The sequence below is a fragment of the Aminobacter sp. SR38 genome (assembly GCF_014843375.1).
Taxonomy (GTDB): Bacteria; Pseudomonadota; Alphaproteobacteria; order Rhizobiales; family Rhizobiaceae; genus Aminobacter; species Aminobacter ciceronei.
The window spans coordinates 1-19200 of record NZ_CP062118.1 but is presented as its reverse complement, the minus strand read 5'-3'; the positions used below and the strand labels follow the sequence as shown (position 1 = coordinate 19200).

Annotated in this window: 22 protein-coding genes; 8 read left to right on the top strand and 14 right to left on the bottom strand. The window is 59.3% G+C overall.

The window, feature by feature from the left end:
• Positions 1 to 225 precede the first annotated feature (225 nt).
• Genes IG197_RS33135 through IG197_RS33120 form a run of 4 tightly spaced genes read left to right on the top strand, consistent with a single transcriptional unit; the run spans position 226 to position 3741 of the window.
• Complete coding sequence (locus IG197_RS33135) at positions 226 to 1029, top strand: NYN domain-containing protein (RefSeq protein WP_046802486.1); 804 nt, start codon at positions 226 to 228, stop codon at positions 1027 to 1029.
• A 21-nt stretch (positions 1030 to 1050) separates the two neighbouring features.
• Positions 1051 to 1728, top strand: coding sequence for a hypothetical protein (locus tag IG197_RS33130; protein ID WP_192321313.1), 678 nt, complete (start codon positions 1051 to 1053; stop codon positions 1726 to 1728).
• A 43-nt stretch (positions 1729 to 1771) separates the two neighbouring features.
• On the top strand, positions 1772 to 2080 hold the full coding sequence (locus IG197_RS33125) for a hypothetical protein (RefSeq protein WP_046802299.1): 309 nt from the start codon (positions 1772 to 1774) through the stop codon (positions 2078 to 2080).
• The gene (locus IG197_RS33120) at positions 2077 to 3741 is read left to right on the top strand and encodes a type IV secretory system conjugative DNA transfer family protein (RefSeq protein WP_046802298.1); all 1665 of its coding nucleotides are present in this window, start codon (positions 2077 to 2079) and stop codon (positions 3739 to 3741) included. Before IG197_RS33125 ends, IG197_RS33120 begins: the two co-directional genes overlap by 4 nt.
• A 15-nt stretch (positions 3742 to 3756) precedes the next feature.
• Here IG197_RS33120 and IG197_RS33115 read toward each other — a convergent pair whose 3' ends face one another.
• Complete coding sequence (locus IG197_RS33115; RefSeq protein WP_137330425.1) at positions 3757 to 4056, bottom strand: hypothetical protein; 300 nt, start codon at positions 4054 to 4056, stop codon at positions 3757 to 3759.
• A gap of 47 nt (positions 4057 to 4103) precedes the next feature.
• Between IG197_RS33115 and IG197_RS33110 the strand changes: the two genes are divergently transcribed.
• Both IG197_RS33110 and IG197_RS33105 read left to right on the top strand, forming a co-directional pair.
• Positions 4104 to 4676, top strand: coding sequence for a hypothetical protein (locus tag IG197_RS33110; RefSeq protein ID WP_192321311.1), 573 nt, complete (start codon positions 4104 to 4106; stop codon positions 4674 to 4676).
• Between the two features lie 55 nt (positions 4677 to 4731).
• A complete protein-coding gene (locus IG197_RS33105) occupies positions 4732 to 7641 on the top strand; it encodes a Tn3 family transposase (protein ID WP_192321309.1) in 2910 nt (969 codons plus the stop codon).
• A gap of 141 nt (positions 7642 to 7782) precedes the next feature.
• Here the strand turns inward: IG197_RS33105 and IG197_RS33100 are convergent, their stop codons facing one another.
• From IG197_RS33100 to IG197_RS33075, 6 genes are all read right to left on the bottom strand, one after another.
• Positions 7783 to 9018, bottom strand: coding sequence for an MFS transporter (locus IG197_RS33100; protein WP_192321307.1), 1236 nt, complete (start codon positions 9016 to 9018; stop codon positions 7783 to 7785).
• Positions 9019 to 9084: 66 nt separating this feature from the next.
• A complete protein-coding gene (locus tag IG197_RS33095; protein ID WP_010661781.1) occupies positions 9085 to 9678 on the bottom strand; it encodes a superoxide dismutase in 594 nt (197 codons plus the stop codon).
• A 101-nt stretch (positions 9679 to 9779) separates the two neighbouring features.
• The gene (locus IG197_RS33090; RefSeq protein ID WP_192321305.1) at positions 9780 to 10670 is read right to left on the bottom strand and encodes a DUF1259 domain-containing protein; all 891 of its coding nucleotides are present in this window, start codon (positions 10668 to 10670) and stop codon (positions 9780 to 9782) included.
• A gap of 69 nt (positions 10671 to 10739) precedes the next feature.
• Positions 10740 to 11108, bottom strand: coding sequence for a hypothetical protein (locus IG197_RS33085; RefSeq protein WP_010661774.1), 369 nt, complete (start codon positions 11106 to 11108; stop codon positions 10740 to 10742).
• Between the two features lie 86 nt (positions 11109 to 11194).
• Complete coding sequence (locus IG197_RS33080) at positions 11195 to 11650, bottom strand: chromate resistance protein ChrB domain-containing protein (protein ID WP_192321303.1); 456 nt, start codon at positions 11648 to 11650, stop codon at positions 11195 to 11197.
• A gap of 26 nt (positions 11651 to 11676) precedes the next feature.
• The gene (locus IG197_RS33075; protein WP_192321301.1) at positions 11677 to 12945 is read right to left on the bottom strand and encodes a chromate transporter; all 1269 of its coding nucleotides are present in this window, start codon (positions 12943 to 12945) and stop codon (positions 11677 to 11679) included.
• Positions 12946 to 13061: 116 nt separating this feature from the next.
• Between IG197_RS33075 and IG197_RS33070 the strand changes: the two genes are divergently transcribed.
• Positions 13062 to 14039: a chromate resistance protein ChrB domain-containing protein gene (locus tag IG197_RS33070; protein WP_192321299.1), complete on the top strand. Its 978-nt coding sequence runs from the start codon at positions 13062 to 13064 to the stop codon at positions 14037 to 14039.
• A 58-nt stretch (positions 14040 to 14097) separates the two neighbouring features.
• Here IG197_RS33070 and IG197_RS33065 read toward each other — a convergent pair whose 3' ends face one another.
• The gene (locus tag IG197_RS33065; RefSeq protein WP_035227952.1) at positions 14098 to 14703 is read right to left on the bottom strand and encodes a recombinase family protein; all 606 of its coding nucleotides are present in this window, start codon (positions 14701 to 14703) and stop codon (positions 14098 to 14100) included.
• A gap of 439 nt (positions 14704 to 15142) precedes the next feature.
• On the opposite strand from IG197_RS33065, the gene IG197_RS33060 reads away from it, so the two are divergent.
• Complete coding sequence (locus tag IG197_RS33060; protein ID WP_137330423.1) at positions 15143 to 15664, top strand: hypothetical protein; 522 nt, start codon at positions 15143 to 15145, stop codon at positions 15662 to 15664.
• 221 nt (positions 15665 to 15885) lie between these two features.
• On the opposite strand, the gene IG197_RS33055 is transcribed toward IG197_RS33060, so the two are convergent.
• From IG197_RS33055 to IG197_RS33030, 6 genes are all read right to left on the bottom strand, one after another.
• On the bottom strand, positions 15886 to 16203 hold the full coding sequence (locus IG197_RS33055; protein WP_046802296.1) for a DNA-binding transcriptional regulator: 318 nt from the start codon (positions 16201 to 16203) through the stop codon (positions 15886 to 15888).
• On the bottom strand, positions 16181 to 16570 hold the full coding sequence (locus tag IG197_RS33050) for a type II toxin-antitoxin system RelE/ParE family toxin (RefSeq protein WP_046802295.1): 390 nt from the start codon (positions 16568 to 16570) through the stop codon (positions 16181 to 16183). Before IG197_RS33050 ends, IG197_RS33055 begins: the two co-directional genes overlap by 23 nt.
• 50 nt (positions 16571 to 16620) lie before the next feature.
• Positions 16621 to 16947 carry a hypothetical protein gene (locus IG197_RS33045; protein ID WP_046802294.1) on the bottom strand — a complete coding sequence of 109 codons (327 nt, stop codon included), beginning with the start codon at positions 16945 to 16947 and terminating at the stop codon, positions 16621 to 16623.
• The gene (locus IG197_RS33040; protein ID WP_192321297.1) at positions 16944 to 17438 is read right to left on the bottom strand and encodes a ParA family protein; all 495 of its coding nucleotides are present in this window, start codon (positions 17436 to 17438) and stop codon (positions 16944 to 16946) included. Before IG197_RS33040 ends, IG197_RS33045 begins: the two co-directional genes overlap by 4 nt.
• A complete protein-coding gene (locus tag IG197_RS33035; protein ID WP_371746618.1) occupies positions 17435 to 17806 on the bottom strand; it encodes a hypothetical protein in 372 nt (123 codons plus the stop codon). Before IG197_RS33035 ends, IG197_RS33040 begins: the two co-directional genes overlap by 4 nt.
• Positions 17807 to 18001: 195 nt before the next feature.
• Positions 18002 to 18271: a hypothetical protein gene (locus IG197_RS33030; RefSeq protein WP_052760288.1), complete on the bottom strand. Its 270-nt coding sequence runs from the start codon at positions 18269 to 18271 to the stop codon at positions 18002 to 18004.
• Positions 18272 to 19200 lie beyond the last annotated feature (929 nt).

Sequence of the window (19200 nt, the reverse complement as noted above, 5' to 3'; positions counted from 1 at the left end):
GCGCAGCAAGTCGTAAGTGCGCCCTTAGTAACCTCAATCGCTTCGCTCTCTCGGCCACGGTATGGCATCTGAGCGAACGCTTGCTTGAAAATAGAAACGGGATATTTGGCGAAGCCGTTGAAACGAGCCCGACGGATATTGCAATCAACGGCATGTAAAGTATTGCCAATTGGTCATGTTTGTTTAGGGTATGGACTGACAGGAGCGGATGGAGGGAAAGGAAGCATGGCGAACGACACGACTGCAACGCTTGCTCTGCTGATAGACGGAGACAACGCCTCTCCAAAGATCGTCACCGGCTTGCTTGCCGAAATCGCCAACTACGGCGTGGCCAGCGTCAAGCGCATTTACGGCGACTGGACAGGCCCTAACCTCAAAGGCTGGAAAGAGTGCCTGCTGGAGCACTCTATTCAGCCGGTTCAGCAGTTCGCCTATACCACAGGCAAGAATGCGACCGACGGTGCGATGATCATCGACGCCATGGACCTGCTCTATACCGGGCGTTTCTCCGGCTTCTGCATCGTATCAAGCGACAGCGACTTTGCCAGACTGGCGGCGCGTCTGCGGGAACAGGGCGTGACCGTCTATGGCTTTGGCGAACGCAAGACGCCGCGTCCGTTCATCACGGCTTGCGACAAATTCGTTTATTTCGACGTGCTGAATGCTGCAACACCGGAGCAGGAAGCGCCGCCTATTGCGGTAGAGCGGAAAGCTCGCCAGCCAGTCGTGACGGCAGAGATTGCGCCGCCAGTCGCCAAACCTGGACCGGCAAAGCCGACGCTTGATAAGGTTGCTCTTGAAATGCTCGCCAAGGCCGTGACCGCTTCCGCCGAGGAAGACGGGCGGGCAAATCTCGCGCGTGTCGGCGGGCATCTCGCGAAACAGGCGCCGGATTTCGACGCCCGCAATTATGGCTTCGCACGGCTCTCCGAACTGGTCGAGGCCTCCGGACTGGTGGACATCGAGCGCACCGGCGATCATCCCAAGATCATCATGGTCAAACTGAAGACTGCTCCCCCAACCGAGTAATCCGACACCCTGGAATTTGCCATGACCAATGATCTCGATCGCGTCTCGACTGACCTGGTGAAGTCGCTCGGCCATGACGAGCTGGCCGACCTCGGCGCGACCATCGGCGACATCGCGCTGGATAGCGTGATCACGTCCGGCGCGTTGGATGGGGTGCCCGTGGTGGGAACCCTGGTAAACATCGCCCGCAGCGGAGCTGCGATCCGCGATCTCATGTTCCAGCGCAAGGTGATCGCCTTCCTCACCAGCTTTGCGAACGAAAGCGACCCGGCGTCCAGAAAGGAATTCGTCCGGAAGATCGAAGAGCAGGACGATGGGCAGCGCTTTGGCGAAATCATCCTCCTGCTTCTTGAGCGCATGGATGATCTCTCCAAGCCGGCGATCGTCGGAAGACTGATGGCAGCGACGGCGCGCGGGGACATGACCCTGGTGGAAGCTCTCCGGCTTGGCAGAATTGTCGATCGTGCTTTCATCGAAGACCTTCGCCTCCTCCCCGAATTCGTAGATGATAAAGTGCAACCGGATGAAGCGGTGGCCGATGCCCTCTTCTCGGCCGGCCTTTTGAGCAACGTTGGCAGCGATGGTGGCACCTTCCTAAGTGTCGAGGAAGGCGGAGAACCGGGCGGCACTATCTACTCCAGAAATCGCTACGCCCGGCTTCTGATAGAATTTGGCCTGTCTTGCAGAAAGAAGATCTGATCAGGGCGAGCAGCTTCAGCGCAACTCATCGAAAGGAAAAATCGTGGCAAGAAAAACGATCGAACAGCGTCTGGCCGAACTGGACGCCCAGCGCTCGGCGCTGAAGGCCCGGCTTTCGAAACAGGATCGCACCAACGATACACGCCGCAAAGTGCTGCTTGGCGCTCTCGTCCTGCATCGCCTCGAAAACGCCAACGATCCGGAATTCACCAAGCGCCTCGGTGACTGGTTGCGCCGCGAACTGCCGGGCTTCCTCACCCGCGACAATGACAAGGCGCTCTTTACCGATCTGCTCGGGCCAGAATCGGCGAAGACGACACAGAACAGCAACAGCACGGAGGCCGCCTCATGAGCCGGGCAACCCTTGCATGGGCCGCCTTCAAGAACATGTTGCGTGCCGCCGCCCGCGATCCTCTATGGGCATTCGTCTCTCTGCTGACAGCTCCCTTCAGAATCTGGAAGCCGCTACTCGGCGTCCTCTTCCTCCTCGTCATGGCGCTGTTCGTCGTCGGCTTCGGCGGCCGGTTCGCGCTTCAGCAAATGGGCTTTGGCGTCGGCAGCATCCCGGTTATCGCACTCGATCTCGTGACACTGCTGGTCCTCGCCTGGATCGTCTTCAGGGTCATCACCAATCCCTTGATTATCCATTTCGGGGATATGGCCGACGACACCCATGGCTCGGCCCGCTTCGCGACCAACAAGGAAGTCGCTCCCCTCACCCGCGTCGATACCGGCCTGCTGATCGGCCGTGACGGTAAGTCGGGGAAGCTCATGCGTTATGGCGGGCCGGCGCATCTTCTGACCATGGCACCGACGCGAACCGGCAAAGGTGTCGGAACCATCATTCCGAACCTGCTGACATCAGACCGCTCCGTGATCTGCGTCGACCCCAAGGGCGAAAATGCGAAAATCGCCGGTCGTGCTCGCCAACAGTTCGGCCCAGTCCATGTCCTGGACCCCTTCGGCGTCACCGGCATGCGCTCGGCCGCCTTCAACCTGCTCGCCACACTCGATCCGGCCAGCCTTGATGTCGCGGAAGACGCCAGCACGCTTGCCGATGCCCTCGTATTCGATGAACCGGGTATGGCCGGCGAGGCCCATTGGAACGAGGAAGCCAAAGCGCTGATATCGGGCCTGCTGCTCAAGATCGTTGCTGCCGAGTCACCGGGACGCCGCCACCTTGGCACGCTGCGCGAATATCTCACAATGGCTCCAGAGAGTTTCACCGCCCTGCTCAAGCGTATGCAGGAATCCGATGAGGCAGGCGGACTGATCGCCCGTGCCGCAAACCGTCACCTCGGCAAGTCCGATCGAGAAGCCGCCGGCGTGTTGTCGGCGGCGCAGCGCCATACCCACTTTCTGGACAGTCCGCGCATGACAGCGGTCCTCGGCCGATCGGATTTCCGCTTTTCCGACCTCAAGCGCAACAACGTCACCGTCTTCCTCGTCCTCCCGCCCGATCGGCTTTCGACCTATTCGCGATGGCTGCGCCTCCTCGTCAGCCAAAGCCTGCTGGATATGGCCCGCGATCCGGCAAAGCCCGCAGTGCCGGTCCTCTACCTGCTCGATGAATTCGCCGCCCTCGGCCACCTGGCTCCCGTCGAGCGCGCCATGGGTCTCATGGCTGGCTATGGCGTCCAGCTCTGGCCGATCCTTCAGGACGTCCATCAGCTGCGCGCCACCTACGGACAGCGCGCCGGCACCTTCCTGTCGAACGCCGGCGTGCTTCAAGTCTTCGGCGTCAACGATCATGACAGCGCCCGCCTCGTCTCCGATCTGCTCGGACAGGAAACGGTCGTGTTCCAGACCATGGCCCGCGCTCTCGATTCCGACAAATCGGGGATCTCCTACAGCCAGCAGCACACGGCCAGGCCATTGCTCACCCCCGACGAGGTGCGCAATCTGCCAGCGCAAGGGCAACTGCTGTTCCTGGCGGGACAACGGCCGATCGTCGCTGCTAAGCTCGCCTATTATGCTGATCCGGAATTCAAAGGGGCGTTTGATCCGGCATGACAGGAATACGCGGCTTCAGCTTTCCTGATCACGCTCGGCTTCGCGTCGGGTCAGCTCGTTCTCGACTGCCTCACGGATGAACGCGGATATCTGGTAATTTCCGACGAGTGCAGCAATCCGCTCTTTCGTTTCTGGCGAAAGTCGGATTTTGGTTTCTTTCACATTGAGCGGCGGTCGTCCCATGAGAGGGGAATAAACGGACCCGTATATTTTGTCAAAACAGGGATCTAAATGAAATAATCGTCCCCATTTATTGACGGAATAAACGGGGACGATTACATTTCCCCTGCAAACCGGCTGGATGACGTGCAGCAACACCTCATCCAGCCTAACCACAACCAAGCTGGATTGGAGCTCGGATCATGGCTGATTCCGACAATAGCAGAACTTTGCCCTCAATCACCCGCCGTAACCTGATTGCAGGGACGGCGACCTCTATGGTGGCGACAATGGCGACCGAGGCCTTTGGCAGCACCGCCCCCAATCGACACAAGCCAGTAGAAGATGACCCGGCTGTACTGGGCTGGCGTGAGTGGAGGGCCGCACACGACCACTATGTTAAAGCGAACCAGGCGCTATTGGATCGTGAAAACGAACTGTACCGAACCACGGCATGGCCGGCTGTCGAAATTAAACGTCCGGCCTTACGGTCTGGGGGCTTTTCGATCGGGAGTAATCAGGATTTAGACTACTACATAGCGAAGAGCTGGGTAGGTGTTGAAGCTCGCCCCGAGATCGAGGCCAAGCTGGCTGTCAAGCATGCAGAGTGGGATCAAGCCGCTAAGCGGATGGGCTACCATCTCGCCAAACGTGCGGAAATGGAGGCTTGGAATAGGCGTTACAAACTGGCTGTGAGCCTTATGAATAGGCCCTGTCGGCTCGAAGCTGGGATTTTGGCCAAGTTGACGAACGTTGTGGGAACACGGTGGCGATGATTGACAGCTGAATTTGCAGGGAACGACAGTCTGTTCCGAATTATGGAGTAGACTGATGGGTTTGCGTATTTCGAATGAGGAATTTATCGGGCGTTGGAGTCTGAGCTTTTCCGACATGGATTTTGTGAACGGCAAGCCGGCCCCGGCGCGACTGGGATTGGGGGTTCAGCTCAAGTTCTTCGCCGCGCACGGCTTCTTCGTACGGGACCATGCCTCAGTCCCCGCGGATGGCGTTGCATATTTGGCCGAGCAGCTTGGCGTCGAATGTGACGCCGTGAACCAGTACGATTTCTCCGGCCGGACTGCACGCCGGCATTGTGCCGAGATTTTGCAGCATCTCGGCTTTCGGCGCCTGAAACGGTCCGATCGGGAAGAGCTGACATTATGGATCGCTAGCGAACTGTGTCCGACCGGGCAATCGGTTGGCGCCATGCTCGAGCAGGTTTTTTTGTGGTGCCGGGACCGTTCCATATACGGCCCGTCGCACAAGGAACTGGAACGCCTGGTGCGTTCGCAGCGGCAACATTATCTCGACGACTGGTTGGCCGGATTGAGCGCTCGCCTTTCAGCAAGCACGGTCGCACTGCTGGAGGCTTCTATTGCCGAGGCAGACGGCCAGACCGGCTTCAATACGATGAGAGGTGATGCTGGCCAGGCCACGCTCGACAACGTCCTCGCGATGACGGCAAAACTTGCCTTCATTCAGAAACTTGATCTGCCACAGGATATCTTGTCGACGACCGGCAAGGCATGGGTGGAACAGATCGTCCGCCGTGTCGCCGGCGAAAAGGCCTGGGAGATGCGGCGGCACACGCCGGCCAGACAAATCGGCCTCTATGCGATTTATCTTTTGTCGCGGGAAGCGCAGCTCACTGACGCCATGGTCGATCTGCTGATCGAGACAGTCCACAAGATCGGAACGCGCTCGAAACGCAAGGTAGTGGGCGATATCGCGAAGGATATCGAGCGGGTCTATGGCAAGGAACGATTGCTGGTTGAGATTGCCAGCGCTTCGATCGACGAGCCCGCGGGGCGCGTCTGCGATGTCATTTTCCCGATCGTCGGCAAGGACAAGCTGGCGGCGATCGTCAAGGAGAGCCAGGCGAAAGGGGCTCTCGATCGTCGCATATATCAGGTGATGCGCTCGTCTTGGGCCAATCATTATCGGCGCATGCTGCCCAGCCTGCTTTCGGTTCTGGAATTCCGGTCGAACAACACCGTGTGGCGTCCCGTTCTGGCGGCGCTGGATTGGATCAGGAGCAAGGTGGATGATGGCTGCCGCTTTGTGTCGATGGAGGATGTGCCGATTGACGAGGTTATTCCGGCCAGATGGCGCAGTTCGGTCATCGATAACGATGTCCGTGTGAACCGGATCAGCTACGAGCTTTGCGTCCTCACCCAGTTGCGTGACCGCATCCGCTCCAAGGAGATCTGGGTTGTCGGAGCGGACCGCTATCGCAATCCTGACGACGATCTTCCTAGGGACTTCGGAATCCGTCGTGACGCCTATTACGCAGGCCTCAACCTGACTCCAGACGCGCGAGCGTTCACAGCCGGCATTCGCCAGGAGCTTGAGCATGAGTTACTGCTTCTGAACGAAACAATCCCCCGAAACAGCAAGGTCCGACTGCTGTGGCGCGGCGAAAACCGCATATCGATTACACCGTTCAAGCCTCTGCCGGAACCGAAGGGGCTTGAGGCGATCAAGGGCGAGATCGGTCAGCGCTGGCCGATGACAGGATTGCTCGACGTGCTGAAGGAAGCCGCACTCGATACCGGTCTGCTGGAGGCCTTCGAAACATCGGCATCGAGAGTTGCACTGTCGCGCGAGGCGCTGGATCGGCGGCTTCTGCTGTGCCTTTATGGCCTCGGCACGAATGCCGGGCTCAAGCGGGTCGCCGGCGCGACACCTGATGTCAGCTACGACGAGTTGCTGCATGTTCACCGCCGCTTCATCCATGCGCCGGCGCTGAGGGAGGCGTGCGCACGGGTTGCAAACGCGACCCTGGCCATCCGCAATGCCGCCGTTTGGGGAGACGCCGGCACGGCATGCGCGTCCGATTCCACGAAGTTTGGAGCATGGGATCGCAACCTCATGACGGAATGGCATGCTCGTTACGGCGGCCGGGGTGTCATGATCTATTGGCATGTCGAGAAACGCGCAACTTGCGTTTATTCCCAGCTCAAGCGGTGCTCCTCCTCGGAGGTCGCCTCCATGATCGAAGGTGTGCTGCGTCACTGCACCGATATGGAAATCCAGCGCCAGTATGTCGACAGCCATGGTCAGAGCGCCGTCGGATTCGCATTTTGCCGCCTCCTCGGGATCGAACTCGCCCCACGCCTGAAGGCGATAGCCCGCCAGAAGCTCGCAATATCGGCAGCCTCGCTGCGCGCAAGGTTGCCGAATCTCTTGCCGATCCTTTCCAGCGCGATCAACTGGGAGGAGATCGAGCAGCAATATGACGAGATGGTCAAATACGCCGCAGCCATGCAGACGAGAACGGCGGACCCGGAGGCGATCCTGCGCCGTTTCGCCCGTGCCGAAGTGATGCACCCGACCTACAAGGCGCTGAGCGAGCTTGGCCGTGCGATCAAGACGATTTTCCTCTGCCGATATCTTCGTCAGGAGGCGTTTCGCCGGGAAATCCACGAGGGACTGAATGTCGTGGAGAACTGGAACAGCGCCAACGGTTTCGTCTTCTTCGGAAAGAGCGGCGAGATCGCCACCAACCGGATTGACGAGCAGGAAATCTCCGCCCTCGCACTGCATTTGCTGCAGGCGTCGCTCGTTTATGTGAACACCCGTATGCTTCAGACCGTGTTGGTGGAACCGAAATGGGTAGACCGGATGACGCCGGAGGATTATCGCGGACTCACACCGCTGATCTACAGCCACGTCAATCCCTATGGCAGGTTCGATCTCGATCTGAACAGCCGGATCGATTTTGGCCGGCTTGCGGCATGAACCGATCGGGGGCGCTGCAATCCAGCGCAACCAGATTCCTATTGTGTATGTGTGTTCTTGGGGTGGTTTGCGGGAAGGGGGTGAAATCCTACCCTCTAAGCGCGCGGAAGAACGCGAAGCAGCATTATGGCATCCGAGCCTTTAACGCTCCTCGGGTGGTTTGAGATGTCGGAACTGCACCAGCAACAGCAGGTCATAGATGATCTTCAGTGCCCCGCAGAGAACGAGCGGCCAGGCCCGGTATGAGGCCGCGAAGAGCACACCCGCCAACGCGGGACTGGCCGCAGCTGCAAGGCTGCGCGGCACCGATGTAAAGCTCGCTGCCGCCGTCCGCTCCGCCTTCGTGACAAGGGCCATCACGTAAGACGAGCGCGTCGGCACGTCCATCTGCGAGAGGGCCGCCCGGATCAGCAGCAAGGCGAGAGCCAGGGGCAAGGTTGGCGCGAAGGCCGCCAGCATCAGCGCGATGCTGGACGGGATGTGGGTGAACACCATTGTGTTGATGAGACCGATGCGCCGCGACAGCCAAGCCGCGACTGGGAACGAGAACGCCGACAGCACGCCGGACCAGAAGAAAAACATGCCGGCCGCCGCGAGCGACAGATCAAAGCGCTCGAACAGCCACAGGGCGAGCAGGGACTGGACAACGAAGCCGCCGGCGAAGGCATCGAGGCTGAACAGGGCCGCAAGCTTGAGAACGATGGCACGCGACGGCCCGAGCGCCGACGCCTCTTCAGGCCCGGTTACGCGGCGTCGTCGCGGTATGCGGGCATAGAGAAGACCACCAATCACGCCGACCAGGGCGTAGAGCACGAACATCAGCTTGATGGCGGTCAGCTTGTCGAGGCCCATGACTGCCATGAAGTCGGGCGTTGCTGCCGCCAGCGCGCCGACGGCGCTTGCGAGCGCCCCAACGAGGCTATAGCGCGCGAACATCTTCGTCCGCTCTAAGTCGGTCACTTCACGGGTGAGCGCCGCATGCTCCAGCGGCACGAACACGCTAACGCTGCCGGCCGAAGGATTGATCGTGCCGACAAAGGCTATCACCAACAGCAACGCGTATTCGTTGACCATCGCCATGGCAACGCCCGTGGCCATCATCAGGCCGGTCGCGGCAAGCAGCAGCTGGCGGAGATCGCACCGCGCGCCGAGAAGCCCAACCGCGATCGTCAGGAGCGCGGAGCCGAACAGCGATGCGGTCGCGATGATCCCGACCTGCAACGGCGAAAAGCCCAGTGCGAGCAGGTAAACCGGCAACAGGATTGCCACGAAGCCGTCGCCGAAGTCGCGCAAGGCGCGCGCCGCGAAGAGATAAGTCGCGGGACGGATCTTCGGCGCGGGTCTGGTGCCGAGTTTGGGCCTTTCGTGCAACGGCATCTCCTCAGGCCGCCAATCCCATACGCACCTTCATCCTCTGCGGCACGTCCCTTCAAACCCGTGCCGCTACCGGCTTTGCGCTTCGGGAAACAGACGATCCGCATTTTCCCACCGGATCGCCGCCATGAACGTGTCGACGTAGTTCGCCGCGCTGGCGCCGAAGTCGATGTGGTAGGAATGCTCGTACATGTCGAGCGCCAGGATCGGCATCCCACCGGCCAGCGTGTGGCAATGGTCGGATGCCCATTGGTTGACGAGCTTGCAGTCGCGCGGCGACCAGGTGAGCAGGACCCAGCCGGAGCCGCCGCCGAGCGCTTTGCTCATGGCGACGAACTCGCTGCGCCAGCGCTCATAGGAGCCGAAATCGCGGGCCAGCACGTCGAGAAGCGTCGCTCCCGGCTCGCTCTGGTCACCCAGGCCATCGAAGAACAGCTCGTGCAGGATCATCGAATTCATCGCGACGAGCTGTTCGCGCTTCAGTCCGTTGACGACGAAGCCGGGCGCGGACGCGTAGTCGAGCTCGGCGAGCTGCTCCTCGATGAGGTTCAGGCGCTTGACCGCGCCACTGTAATTGTTCTCGTAGTGGCTGATGATGAGGCGTTCCGACATGCCTTTGATGCGCGCCGGATCGCAGCCGAGCGGTTTGATGCTGTAGGGCATTGTTCCATCTCCCGTTCAAAGTAGGTTTGATCTTGGGGGCTCACGCGGAGCCCTCGTCATGTCGCGAAACCAGGGCTGTCGCCGTAAGCTCGGGCGTCTCCTCAGCCCTTTGCGAGGCGAACCTTGTCGAGCGCGCTCCTCAATCCTCTCACCAGCTTTTCCGCGTCGTCATTGGCCCAGAAGTGCATGAAGAACAGGCGCGGTTCGTCGTTGAGCATGTGGTTGTGCAGCGCGGTCACCTCGATGCCGTTCTCGCGCAGCGTCCGCAAAACCGGATTGACCTCGGACGCGATCAGCACGAAGTCGCCGGTGATCGCCGCCTTGCCGTCGCCGGTCGGCTGGAAGTTGATGGCGATCGCCGAGCCCATGGTTTCGGGCACCTCCATGCCGCCGTCCTTGATCGGCTCCGCCCGCGGGATGTTGACCTGATAGACGCCGCCATTGACCTTGCCCTTATGGCCCAGCGTCTGATCGATGCTTGCGGTGTCGAGGTCGATAGCCTCCGCGGCAGGCGTCGCGCCGGCCGAAACAGTGGAGAGCGGCGTCTTGCTCTCCAGCAAGCCGGCATGAAGGGCGGCCGCGAGCTTCACTGGATCGCCGTGCCCGCTCACGTGCATGTACATTGTCGCTGGCTCGGAGCGCAGCAGATGGTTGTGAAGGGCTGTGATCTCGATCCCGTTTTCGGCCAGCACCTTCATCACGGGGTTGATCTCTTCGTGCGTGAGCACCAGGTCGCCCATCACCATGGCCTCCGTATCACCCACGGGCTGAAAGGCGAGCCAGGTGCCGAGCGCCAGCGCTGGCTTGATTTCGACACCGTCCAATTGGACTTTGAGGTCCGAGCGGGGCAGTCCCACCCGATAGATACCGTCCGGCTGAACAGTGCCCTCCTTGCCGAGAGCCTCTCCGACTGCCTGCCAGTCGGGCTCGGCAAGAGCCGGTGTTGCGAGTGAGATCGTGGCGATCAATGTCGTGACGATTATTCTCTTCATTGCCTAACTCCTCTGTTGTCGCCTCCCCGCCTGGATCATTCCTCGCGACCGATGATGTAGCTGTAGGCGCTACTGGCGTGCTTCCGGTTTTTGCAAAACGCCCTCCATGACGAATTCGCTGCCCGGGAGCCGAAGCTGCAAATTTCGGCCTGACACCCAGACTTCGTAGCAATCCCGCTCGTTTTCCCAATCAAGGCAGAGCTCGTTTTTCTCGATGCGCCAGGCGCCAGTTTCCTTCTTACCCATCGATACAGATGAGAGGCTTCCACGGCGCTTGAACACGTGCGCCCAATGGACCCCGTCAGTGAACTCCATGCCCGTCAGCCGATCGGCGATCTCTTTGCCTTTGAGCTGTCGGAATGTCTCGGCAGCCTCGGACGCCCCCATGACCGCTACCCCAACCACGACAACGCCAAAAGCAAGCGCATATCTCACCATTTAAGAGTCCTCCTACGACACCGGGCCGGATTCTTGCGCCGCGTTGCGCGTTGGAAGCCGCCCTACACCCGGCCAATCAATTGTGTTCATGCAGCGGGCGGCCAGCTATGGGTCTCCGCCTGACGTTGGGACGACCAGGCATAAAGGGCGTCATAGATCACGAAGCCGTGCTTCAGGACCTCCTGATCGTCGGGCGTGAGGTCCCGCAGCCCCATCGAAATCGCAAGCAGCCCGGCCGATTGCGGCGTGAGGTCGTGACAGTCGGTATCGGCGCCGCGCACGATGGCGGCGATGGTTTTGATCGCCGGATCGCGGTCGAGGTCGTATTTCGCGACGAAAGCGTCGAAACTGCAGCCGTCGCCGACATGGGTGAGTTCAACGCCCGGAACGTCATAGGGAATGGCGCCGGTCTCCTCGGCGGTGGCGATCACCTGGTCCGGAGGCACGAACAGAAATTCAGGCTCCTTGTCGATGAACCGGGCAATCAGCCAGGGGCAGGCGATACGGTCGATGACCGGACGTTCCCGTGTAATCCATTTCATGCGATCTCTCCTTCGTATTGCGCGCATTATCCAAGCAGGAGGCCGAAGCTGAGCCAGCCCAAAAAGCCCGCTCCAACGACGGCCAGGACGACGTTCACCTTGGATTTCCAGAGATAGAGCACGGCCAGAGCGAGCGCGAAGATCACCCCGCCGAGAAGCACGGAAGGTAGCCGCTCGATGACGACAAGCGCGAGTTCGACTGTCGTTGCGGCGATCAGACCCACAACGCCTGCGGATACGCCTTCCAGGAAGCTGTGCAGCGTCTTGTTCTCGACCACGCTCTCCAGACGTTCATGAAAGAGCAGCGAGAAGCCGAAGGCTGGAAGGAAAATCCCCACCGTCATGGCGATGGCGCCGAGCGGACCGCCGCCGAAATAACCGACGAAGGTGGAGAATATGATGAGCGGTGCGGGCAGAATGCCGGATAGAGCGAGACCGTCAAGGAACTGGGCGTCCGTCATCCAGCCGTTCCCCACCGCGTCGTCGCGCAAGAACGGAATGACGGTGTAGGCTCCGCCGAAGGTCAGGAGACCCGCCTTGAGGCCAGAGAGAAACAGCGCCCCCAGCGACGCGTCCTGGGCGACCGACCCGTTGGAGAGTGCTGTGCCCTGCGAAGCGCTGTCTAGCAGGCCTGTTGCACTTTCTGGCCCGACGAGGACAGCGAGCACGGTGGCGGCTGCCAGGGTCAGGGCCGCAAATACATGCTGTTTGCGCAAGGCGAAGGCATAGACCAACCCTGCTGCCGGAAGCGTGATCCAGAAGCTCGCGCCGAGAAATGCTGCGGCAGCGCTGACGATCCCGATGCCCCAGAGCCATTTGTCGAGGAGAACGTGCCCCCCAATTCTATGGACAGCGCGCACGATCAGCGCGATCACGGCAACCTGAATGCCAAGGAAGATTGGGCCTAAAGCCGATTGCGTGATGTCGATCGTGAAATAGAGCCACGATAGAGCGAACATCAGGAGGAAGCCCGGTAACATGAAGCCGAGTCCCGCAAGGAAGCCACCCATGCGCCCGCCCGGAAGCATGCCGATATGGACGCATAATTCGTGCGCCTCAGGCCCCGGCAACACCTGATAGACGGCAAGAAGGCGATTGAACCGGCTGCTGGAAATCCAGCGCTCCTCATCCACGAGTTCTCGCCGGATCATAGCAATCTGCGCGACAGGTCCACCCCACGCGAGAAGGCCAAAGCGCAAAAAGCGCACGAAAATCTGCCATTGCGATAGGGTGGGCACAGTTAGCTCTTGCTGATCGGCAGTATTGCTGCCGGCAAGGTCGGGCGTCTGAGTCATGTGGTAACTTGACCTCTTCGGAATAGGCCTTCAGTTTGGCCAATGGTACGCTGATACAGTTGTTGCACTGTACGGACACGATGATACGGTATCAATATGGAAAATGACGTGACCCCATGGAAAATGACGTGACTCCGAGCCAATTCGCGCCGAAGTGGCTGCTCCTGATCCATCAGCTGCCGAGCAAGCCGGCCTATTTCCGGGTGAAGGTCTGGCGCCGGCTGCAGGGCATCGGGGCAGTCGCCGTCAAGAGCACCGTCTACGCGCTGCCTGCGACCGCCGAGACACAGGAGGACTTCGCGTGGCTCCTGAAAGAGATCGTCGAGGGCGGTGGCGAAGCCATCGTCTGCGAGGCGCGTCTGATCGACGGCTTTTCGGACGACCAGGTGCGGGCGTTGTTCGATGCGGCGCGCGACGCCGACTACGACGAGATCGCCAGGGACGCGCGAGCGCTCGTGGCAAAGCTCGATCAGCCAGAGGTGGATGCGGCCGAGGCGCGTAGCCAGCTCGGCCGGCTGCGCAAGCGGCTTGCCGACCTCGCGGCGATCGACTTTTTCGGGGCAAGCGGCCGCCTGTCGGTCGAAGGCGCCATCGCGGAACTCGAAGCGCGCCTGGTGGAGGATAAAGACATGATTGAGAAGCAGCCGGAGGCCGCGCACATACGAGACCTCAAGGGACGGGTTTGGGTTACGCGCAAGGGCGTCTTTATCGACCGCATCGCCTGTAGCTGGCTGATACGCCGTTTCATCGACCCGGATGCTGTCATCCGCTTCGTGCCGGGCAAGGGCTATATCCCGAAGCCGGGGGAACTGCGCTTCGACATGTTCGAAGGCGAAATCACCCATGAGGGCGACCGCTGCAGTTTCGAGGTGCTGCTTGCCCGCGCCGGTCTCGACGACCCGGCACTGCAGGCGATCGCCGAGATCGTTCACGACATCGACCTGAAGGACGGCAAGTTCGGCCGCGAGGAAGCCATGGGCATTGCTGGGCTGATCGCCGGCATCGCCATGGCTCATGCGGACGACGAGGAACGCATCGCTCAGGGCGCTCCGGTCTTCAACAATCTCTACCAGTATTTCCGCAAGCAGCGCTGATGAGACGCAGGGATGGACTCAGAACGGGCTCGAAAGTAACGAAGCCCAATCATCCAGCTTAGCACTGCGCCTGATCACGAACCCCATTCGCCGAAGCATGACGCATGAGCGTCCGATACACAGTCGGTCGTGAGATCGAGAAAACCTCGGCAAGGTCGCTGATCGAATAGTCGCCAGTGTCGTACATGCGGCGTAACTCCTTCTGCTGACGATCGGAAAGCTTCGGCTTTTTGCCCCGCAGCTTTCCCTTGGCGCGCGCGACCGCCATGCCCTCGCGCGTTCGCATTTTGATGAGGTCGGCCTCGAATTCAGCAAAGGTGGCGAGGATGTTGAAAAACAGCTTGCCCATCGGATCGGTTGGATCATGGACGCTCCCCCCGATCTGCAATTTGACTCCCCGACCTGAAAGTTCATCCCCTATTGCTCGGGCGTCCGGCACGGAGCGGGCAAGCCGGTCGAGCTTGGGCACCACCAGTGTGTCGCCGCTGCGCACCGCCGCGAGCGCCTGATCCAGGCCCGGCCTGGCCCGGTTTGTGCCGGTAAAGCCGCGATCGGTGTAAATGCGATCAGCAGCCACGCCGAGCTTCAGCAAGGCGTCTTTCTGTGCCGCGAGGTCCTGCTTATCGGTCGAGCAGCGGGCGTAGCCGATGAGAGCGTTCATCATGCCCGAATCTGTAACGTAAGGGGCTCCTTCAATGCAAGAAATATAGTACCATTCATATGAGACAAACGCTTATCAGGCGCAGCAAGGGTTTTCGGCTTTTCGAGATGGAGCGGAAAGCGTGTCCGTTGACCGATCCTCTTGCGGACACAAGACCAAGCGACCCCATGGTCGCATGCAGATTGCCCTGCCGATAACTGGCGTTCTAGGTTCGTTCTTCAACTTGGCCAAAATCCCAGCTTCGAGCCGACAGGGCCGAATACTCCAGCGTTGTCACTCGCGGGCGCAACCGCAAAATTGCATTCGATCCTCGAAATGAAAATTCCAGTCAATCGACGGCATCCTAAATGGGGGCCTGTTGATTCGGAGTTCCGGGCGTCATTCGTGTCTCCGGAACTGGACATGCTGCTTGCGGACCTGGAACGCATCGGGAGGCGCGACCGTGGTTGAAACTCTGATGCCCTCAATCACCCGCCGTAACCTGCTTTCAACCGCGGCGGCATCTATCAGCGCTTCGAATGTACCGCTCGCAGGCAGCACGTCTCCGCCTCTGCAGGAAGGTAATCATAGTGACCCGGTCCTTCCACTCTGGGAGAAATGGTTCACGACCCACAAACATTGCGGCGAACTATGCCGGCAGCAACAACGGCTGGAAACAAGGCTGTTCGAAATCGTGCGTGATCTGACCGACGACGAACGGGACGAGGCATGGAATGCCGCAGACGAGGCGCTCGGATACAGCCGCGCATGCCAGGCCGAAGCGGAAATCATGAATGAGGAGCAGTCGCTGGTAAAAGCCCTTTGGAACACCCCTGCCCGATCTCTTGTCGGCATAATCGCAAAGCTGCATTCAGTCGTCGAATGTGAAGACCCCGGCGACACCTTGAAAATAACACCGTGGCCCGAGCTACGTTCTATCCTAACCGATCTGGTTCAGCTCAACGATAGAGGCCGTACAATCTGAAATGCAGTCCCGGCGCTTAAAGCGCCGGGACATTGTCTCTGATCGCTCCTCCGGCTCTCTACAGCCCAATTAAAAGAGCGTTCGCCTCCGGAGCGGGCGGCTATCGCCGCTATCCCCTGCCCCAAGCTATCGTCATCCTGTGCCGGTGGCTCTTGATCAGCCCGCTCTATCGAAAAGGGCCGTAGGCCGGCCGGGAGCAGATCTGTATGCTTGGCAGTGCGTCAGGCGATTGCCTGGAGCCCCTTGTTGCGTACGACGGTCAACAAGCGCAGCGCCGGACCGCTCGGCCTTTTAACGCCGCGTTCCCAATCTGACACCAGCCCCTTGCTAACGTTGAGATATCGGGCAAACACAGGCTGAGAAATGCTCTCGCGCTCTCGGATAGTGCGAATTTCCTCCGGGGTCAGCGGCTCCACGGTTGTCAGGCACCCTTCATCAAATTCACGCATCGTCTGTTTATCGATCGCGCCGGAATCGTAGAATCCCTCCATCATTTCATGGACGGCTGCCAGTGCCTCACTCTTGTAAGTCTTTGTCATCGCATTTCACCTCTAGCATTCGGCCCGCATCGACTTCCGCTTTCATTTGCGCGTCTGTAAATCCCAAGACGAGTTTCGCGGCCTTTTTCATGTAAGCTTCATCCCCAGCATCGAGATTGGCCATATCACTCTTCGCAAACCCGAACGCAAAGACCGCTCTCGTTTGCGCTCGAAAGAAAACCAGTGTCCGGAACCCGCCAGACTTCCCAGCGCCGGGCCGAGCAACGCGCTGCTTAATAAGGCCAGCACCTAGATCGGCATCAATCTGACCGCGCTCAGCGCGCGCAACAGCCTCACAAAGCATCGCGTCAGAGATTTTCTCTTTCCGGGCAAACTTCTGAAACCAACCGTTTTTAAAAACTCTCACGAGATATCCTACACCTTAAATATAACACCAAGCGTTACACTTCAAGAGCGTCATTTCGCATCATTCCTAAGAGCAGCGACTGCGCGCTCGATGGTCTCAGCCAACGTGATCTCATGCTGATCCGCATAGTTGTAAATTGCCTCGATCGTCTCTGCCCGAAGGCGTGTAGCGAATTGTTCTGTACGTCCTGTTTTTCGACGAGTTCTACGGGGGGCTCGAATGGGGGCTGCTGTTTCGGAAGCGGCAGCCTTGGGCGTTTCTCGGAACCCTGCAGCTCTGGTGGCAGCCTTCACAGCATCATTGTCGACAGGCGGTGCTGGCGTATCGTTTAGATTTCCGAAATCGAGGGTTGCCCGCTTCTTGTCTTCGCTACTCATGCACCCTCTCCTTTCAAAACGTTGATAACGGCCTGAGCAAATTCGCGACCATTTTCCTTGGCGCTCTCCAATCCCGACACATCTGATCGCTCCAGATCGTGAAGTATTCCGCCAAGAGAAAACAACGCGCGATACGCGGCACGATCAATCAGAGTTGCAGGTAAAACTGGTATGGCGGCGTCGGAAAATTGCCGGTCGATATCTCGCGCGGTCCTCTCGCGAATAGCTGGCGGGACGCGCGTGAAGAAAACCCGGTAAGGAATCTCCCGATTGGCAACCTTCCGCATTTGGTGAACCAACTTCACGGACTTCGCCGCCTCTGACGCGTCAAGAACAGAGCTTTGGAGCGGAATTAAAACGAGATCCGAACGGGCAATCGCAAAACCAATTCGGTCAGTGGCGGTTCCTTCCAGGTCAACAATGACAAAGTCGGCGTTTGCCCGGGCTTCCTCGATCGTATCGATGATGGTTTCGGCGGAATCGTCAATCATAAGCTGCAGTTTTTCCGGCGTCCCCAAGTTTTCAGCGCCCGCACGATCGCGTCACGTGATCGCCTGAGCTTCAGCATGAGCGTGTCGATCGACGGTTCCAACCGGCCGGTGCGGAAATCAACGAGATTGGCAAATAGCTCCAGCAACTCGATCGCTACGCCCCCCAAGGGACCGTTGCGAGCACCAGGTTGCCGGCCTGCCAGTTCATAGCGCCGCGCCGCCAGCACGATAGTGCGCACGTCCTGCCGGTTTGTCCGCCGCCAGAATACGCCTTCGCATCGTCCGCGCGCACGACTCTGCCGCCGAACAGGTGTGCGTTCCCGTTCGGCCGGCGCTCCTGCGAGCACCGTCCCAATCTGTTCAAACATGGTCTTTTCCGCCTCCTTTTCCAGGCGGGCATGACTGTGGACAGCGGACAAAGATTCATCGTTCCTGCAAAGGGCACCCCTTGCAGGTTCGTGAACGCTCGACTATGTTGGGACTAGAAATTGGAAGGCCCCAAAAGCCGACGTCGTAACTGACCGAAAACCCCTAGCCGTTACCAGCGGCGAGGGGTTTTTTCGTTATGCCCTCATTTCATTTTCAACAAACGCCTTTAAAGCTAATTCAAACACCTGAGCCCGCGATGCCAGCCCGCGTTCCGTCTTGATTTTATCAAGACAGTCCACCAAATCCGCAGGGAGATCGGTGTTGACATAGATACGCCCCGCCTCACGCAAACGCTGACGATGGGCCGCCACTTTTTCTCTGACTGGTTTCGCTGTGCTCATCGTTACAAGAAACTGCGATTCGTACTGATTCTGCAAGGTGCAAATTTGCGGCTGCGGTTTCATACGCCTTTCGCGTCTAAAGCGAAGGGTGGGCGGAGAGCACGAGAGGCGGGGCCTGGGGCGCCTCTCGTCTGGCCTTGGGCGGGTCGATCCCGATCAAGACCAGCCCACCGCCACAGCACCCTAAACAGATGCAAGCTGCTAAATACCAGCACAGCTGGGTAGACCAGCTCAGATCAGCCTGACAACCTTAGGGGTCTGAGTAGCAACGGAACAGAAAACCTACATAAGGGATTTCACATCTCAGCGGTCAGCGCCAGCGGCCCAGCTCCCTAATCGTTTTCCTGTGGCATTTGAGCTGATGCTTCATCAGCCTTGTCTTCCTTCTCGTAATCCGGATCGATGTGGAATTGGTTTAAAACACCGAACAATTGATGCCGTCCCAGGTGTCGATAACCTGTTCGAGGCTTTTCGCCATGCAACGGCGAAAGGCCCGTCCTCATCCCTCACATGAAGGCGCGATGCGCATGTCGGTTGTAGCTGTTCAAAAATGAGCGAGTGTCGGTGTCTTGCAAAGCCCATTTTGTCTTCTGGCGGCAGGTCAGCGACATCCTGGTGGTCGCATTCAGTCATCACGTTTCGCTCGCAAGAGGCTCCACCGGCATCCACAAAGCCCTGCCCGAACGTCGCAACAAACCCCGGTTTGAGGGCTGCCCGCAAAAATTCCGGAGAAGCCGTCAGAAACCTATAGCCGACAAACTCCTTTACGCCGCGATCAGCTGATTGGCTATATGCGGGTTTCGACCGGCGCTCTCGATCTCTTGAGCGTGCCGGTTCTATTGATTTATAAAACTCAGATGAGGGATTCAGTCTGTCGTGGATGGCGGGACTCACGGTAGCCATTGATTGCCTTTCCAAGGGCGAGCTGAAGGCGCCTGCGCAGGGTCGCTGTCGACGCTCATGCCTATGTCGATGCGAATATGATGTCGTCT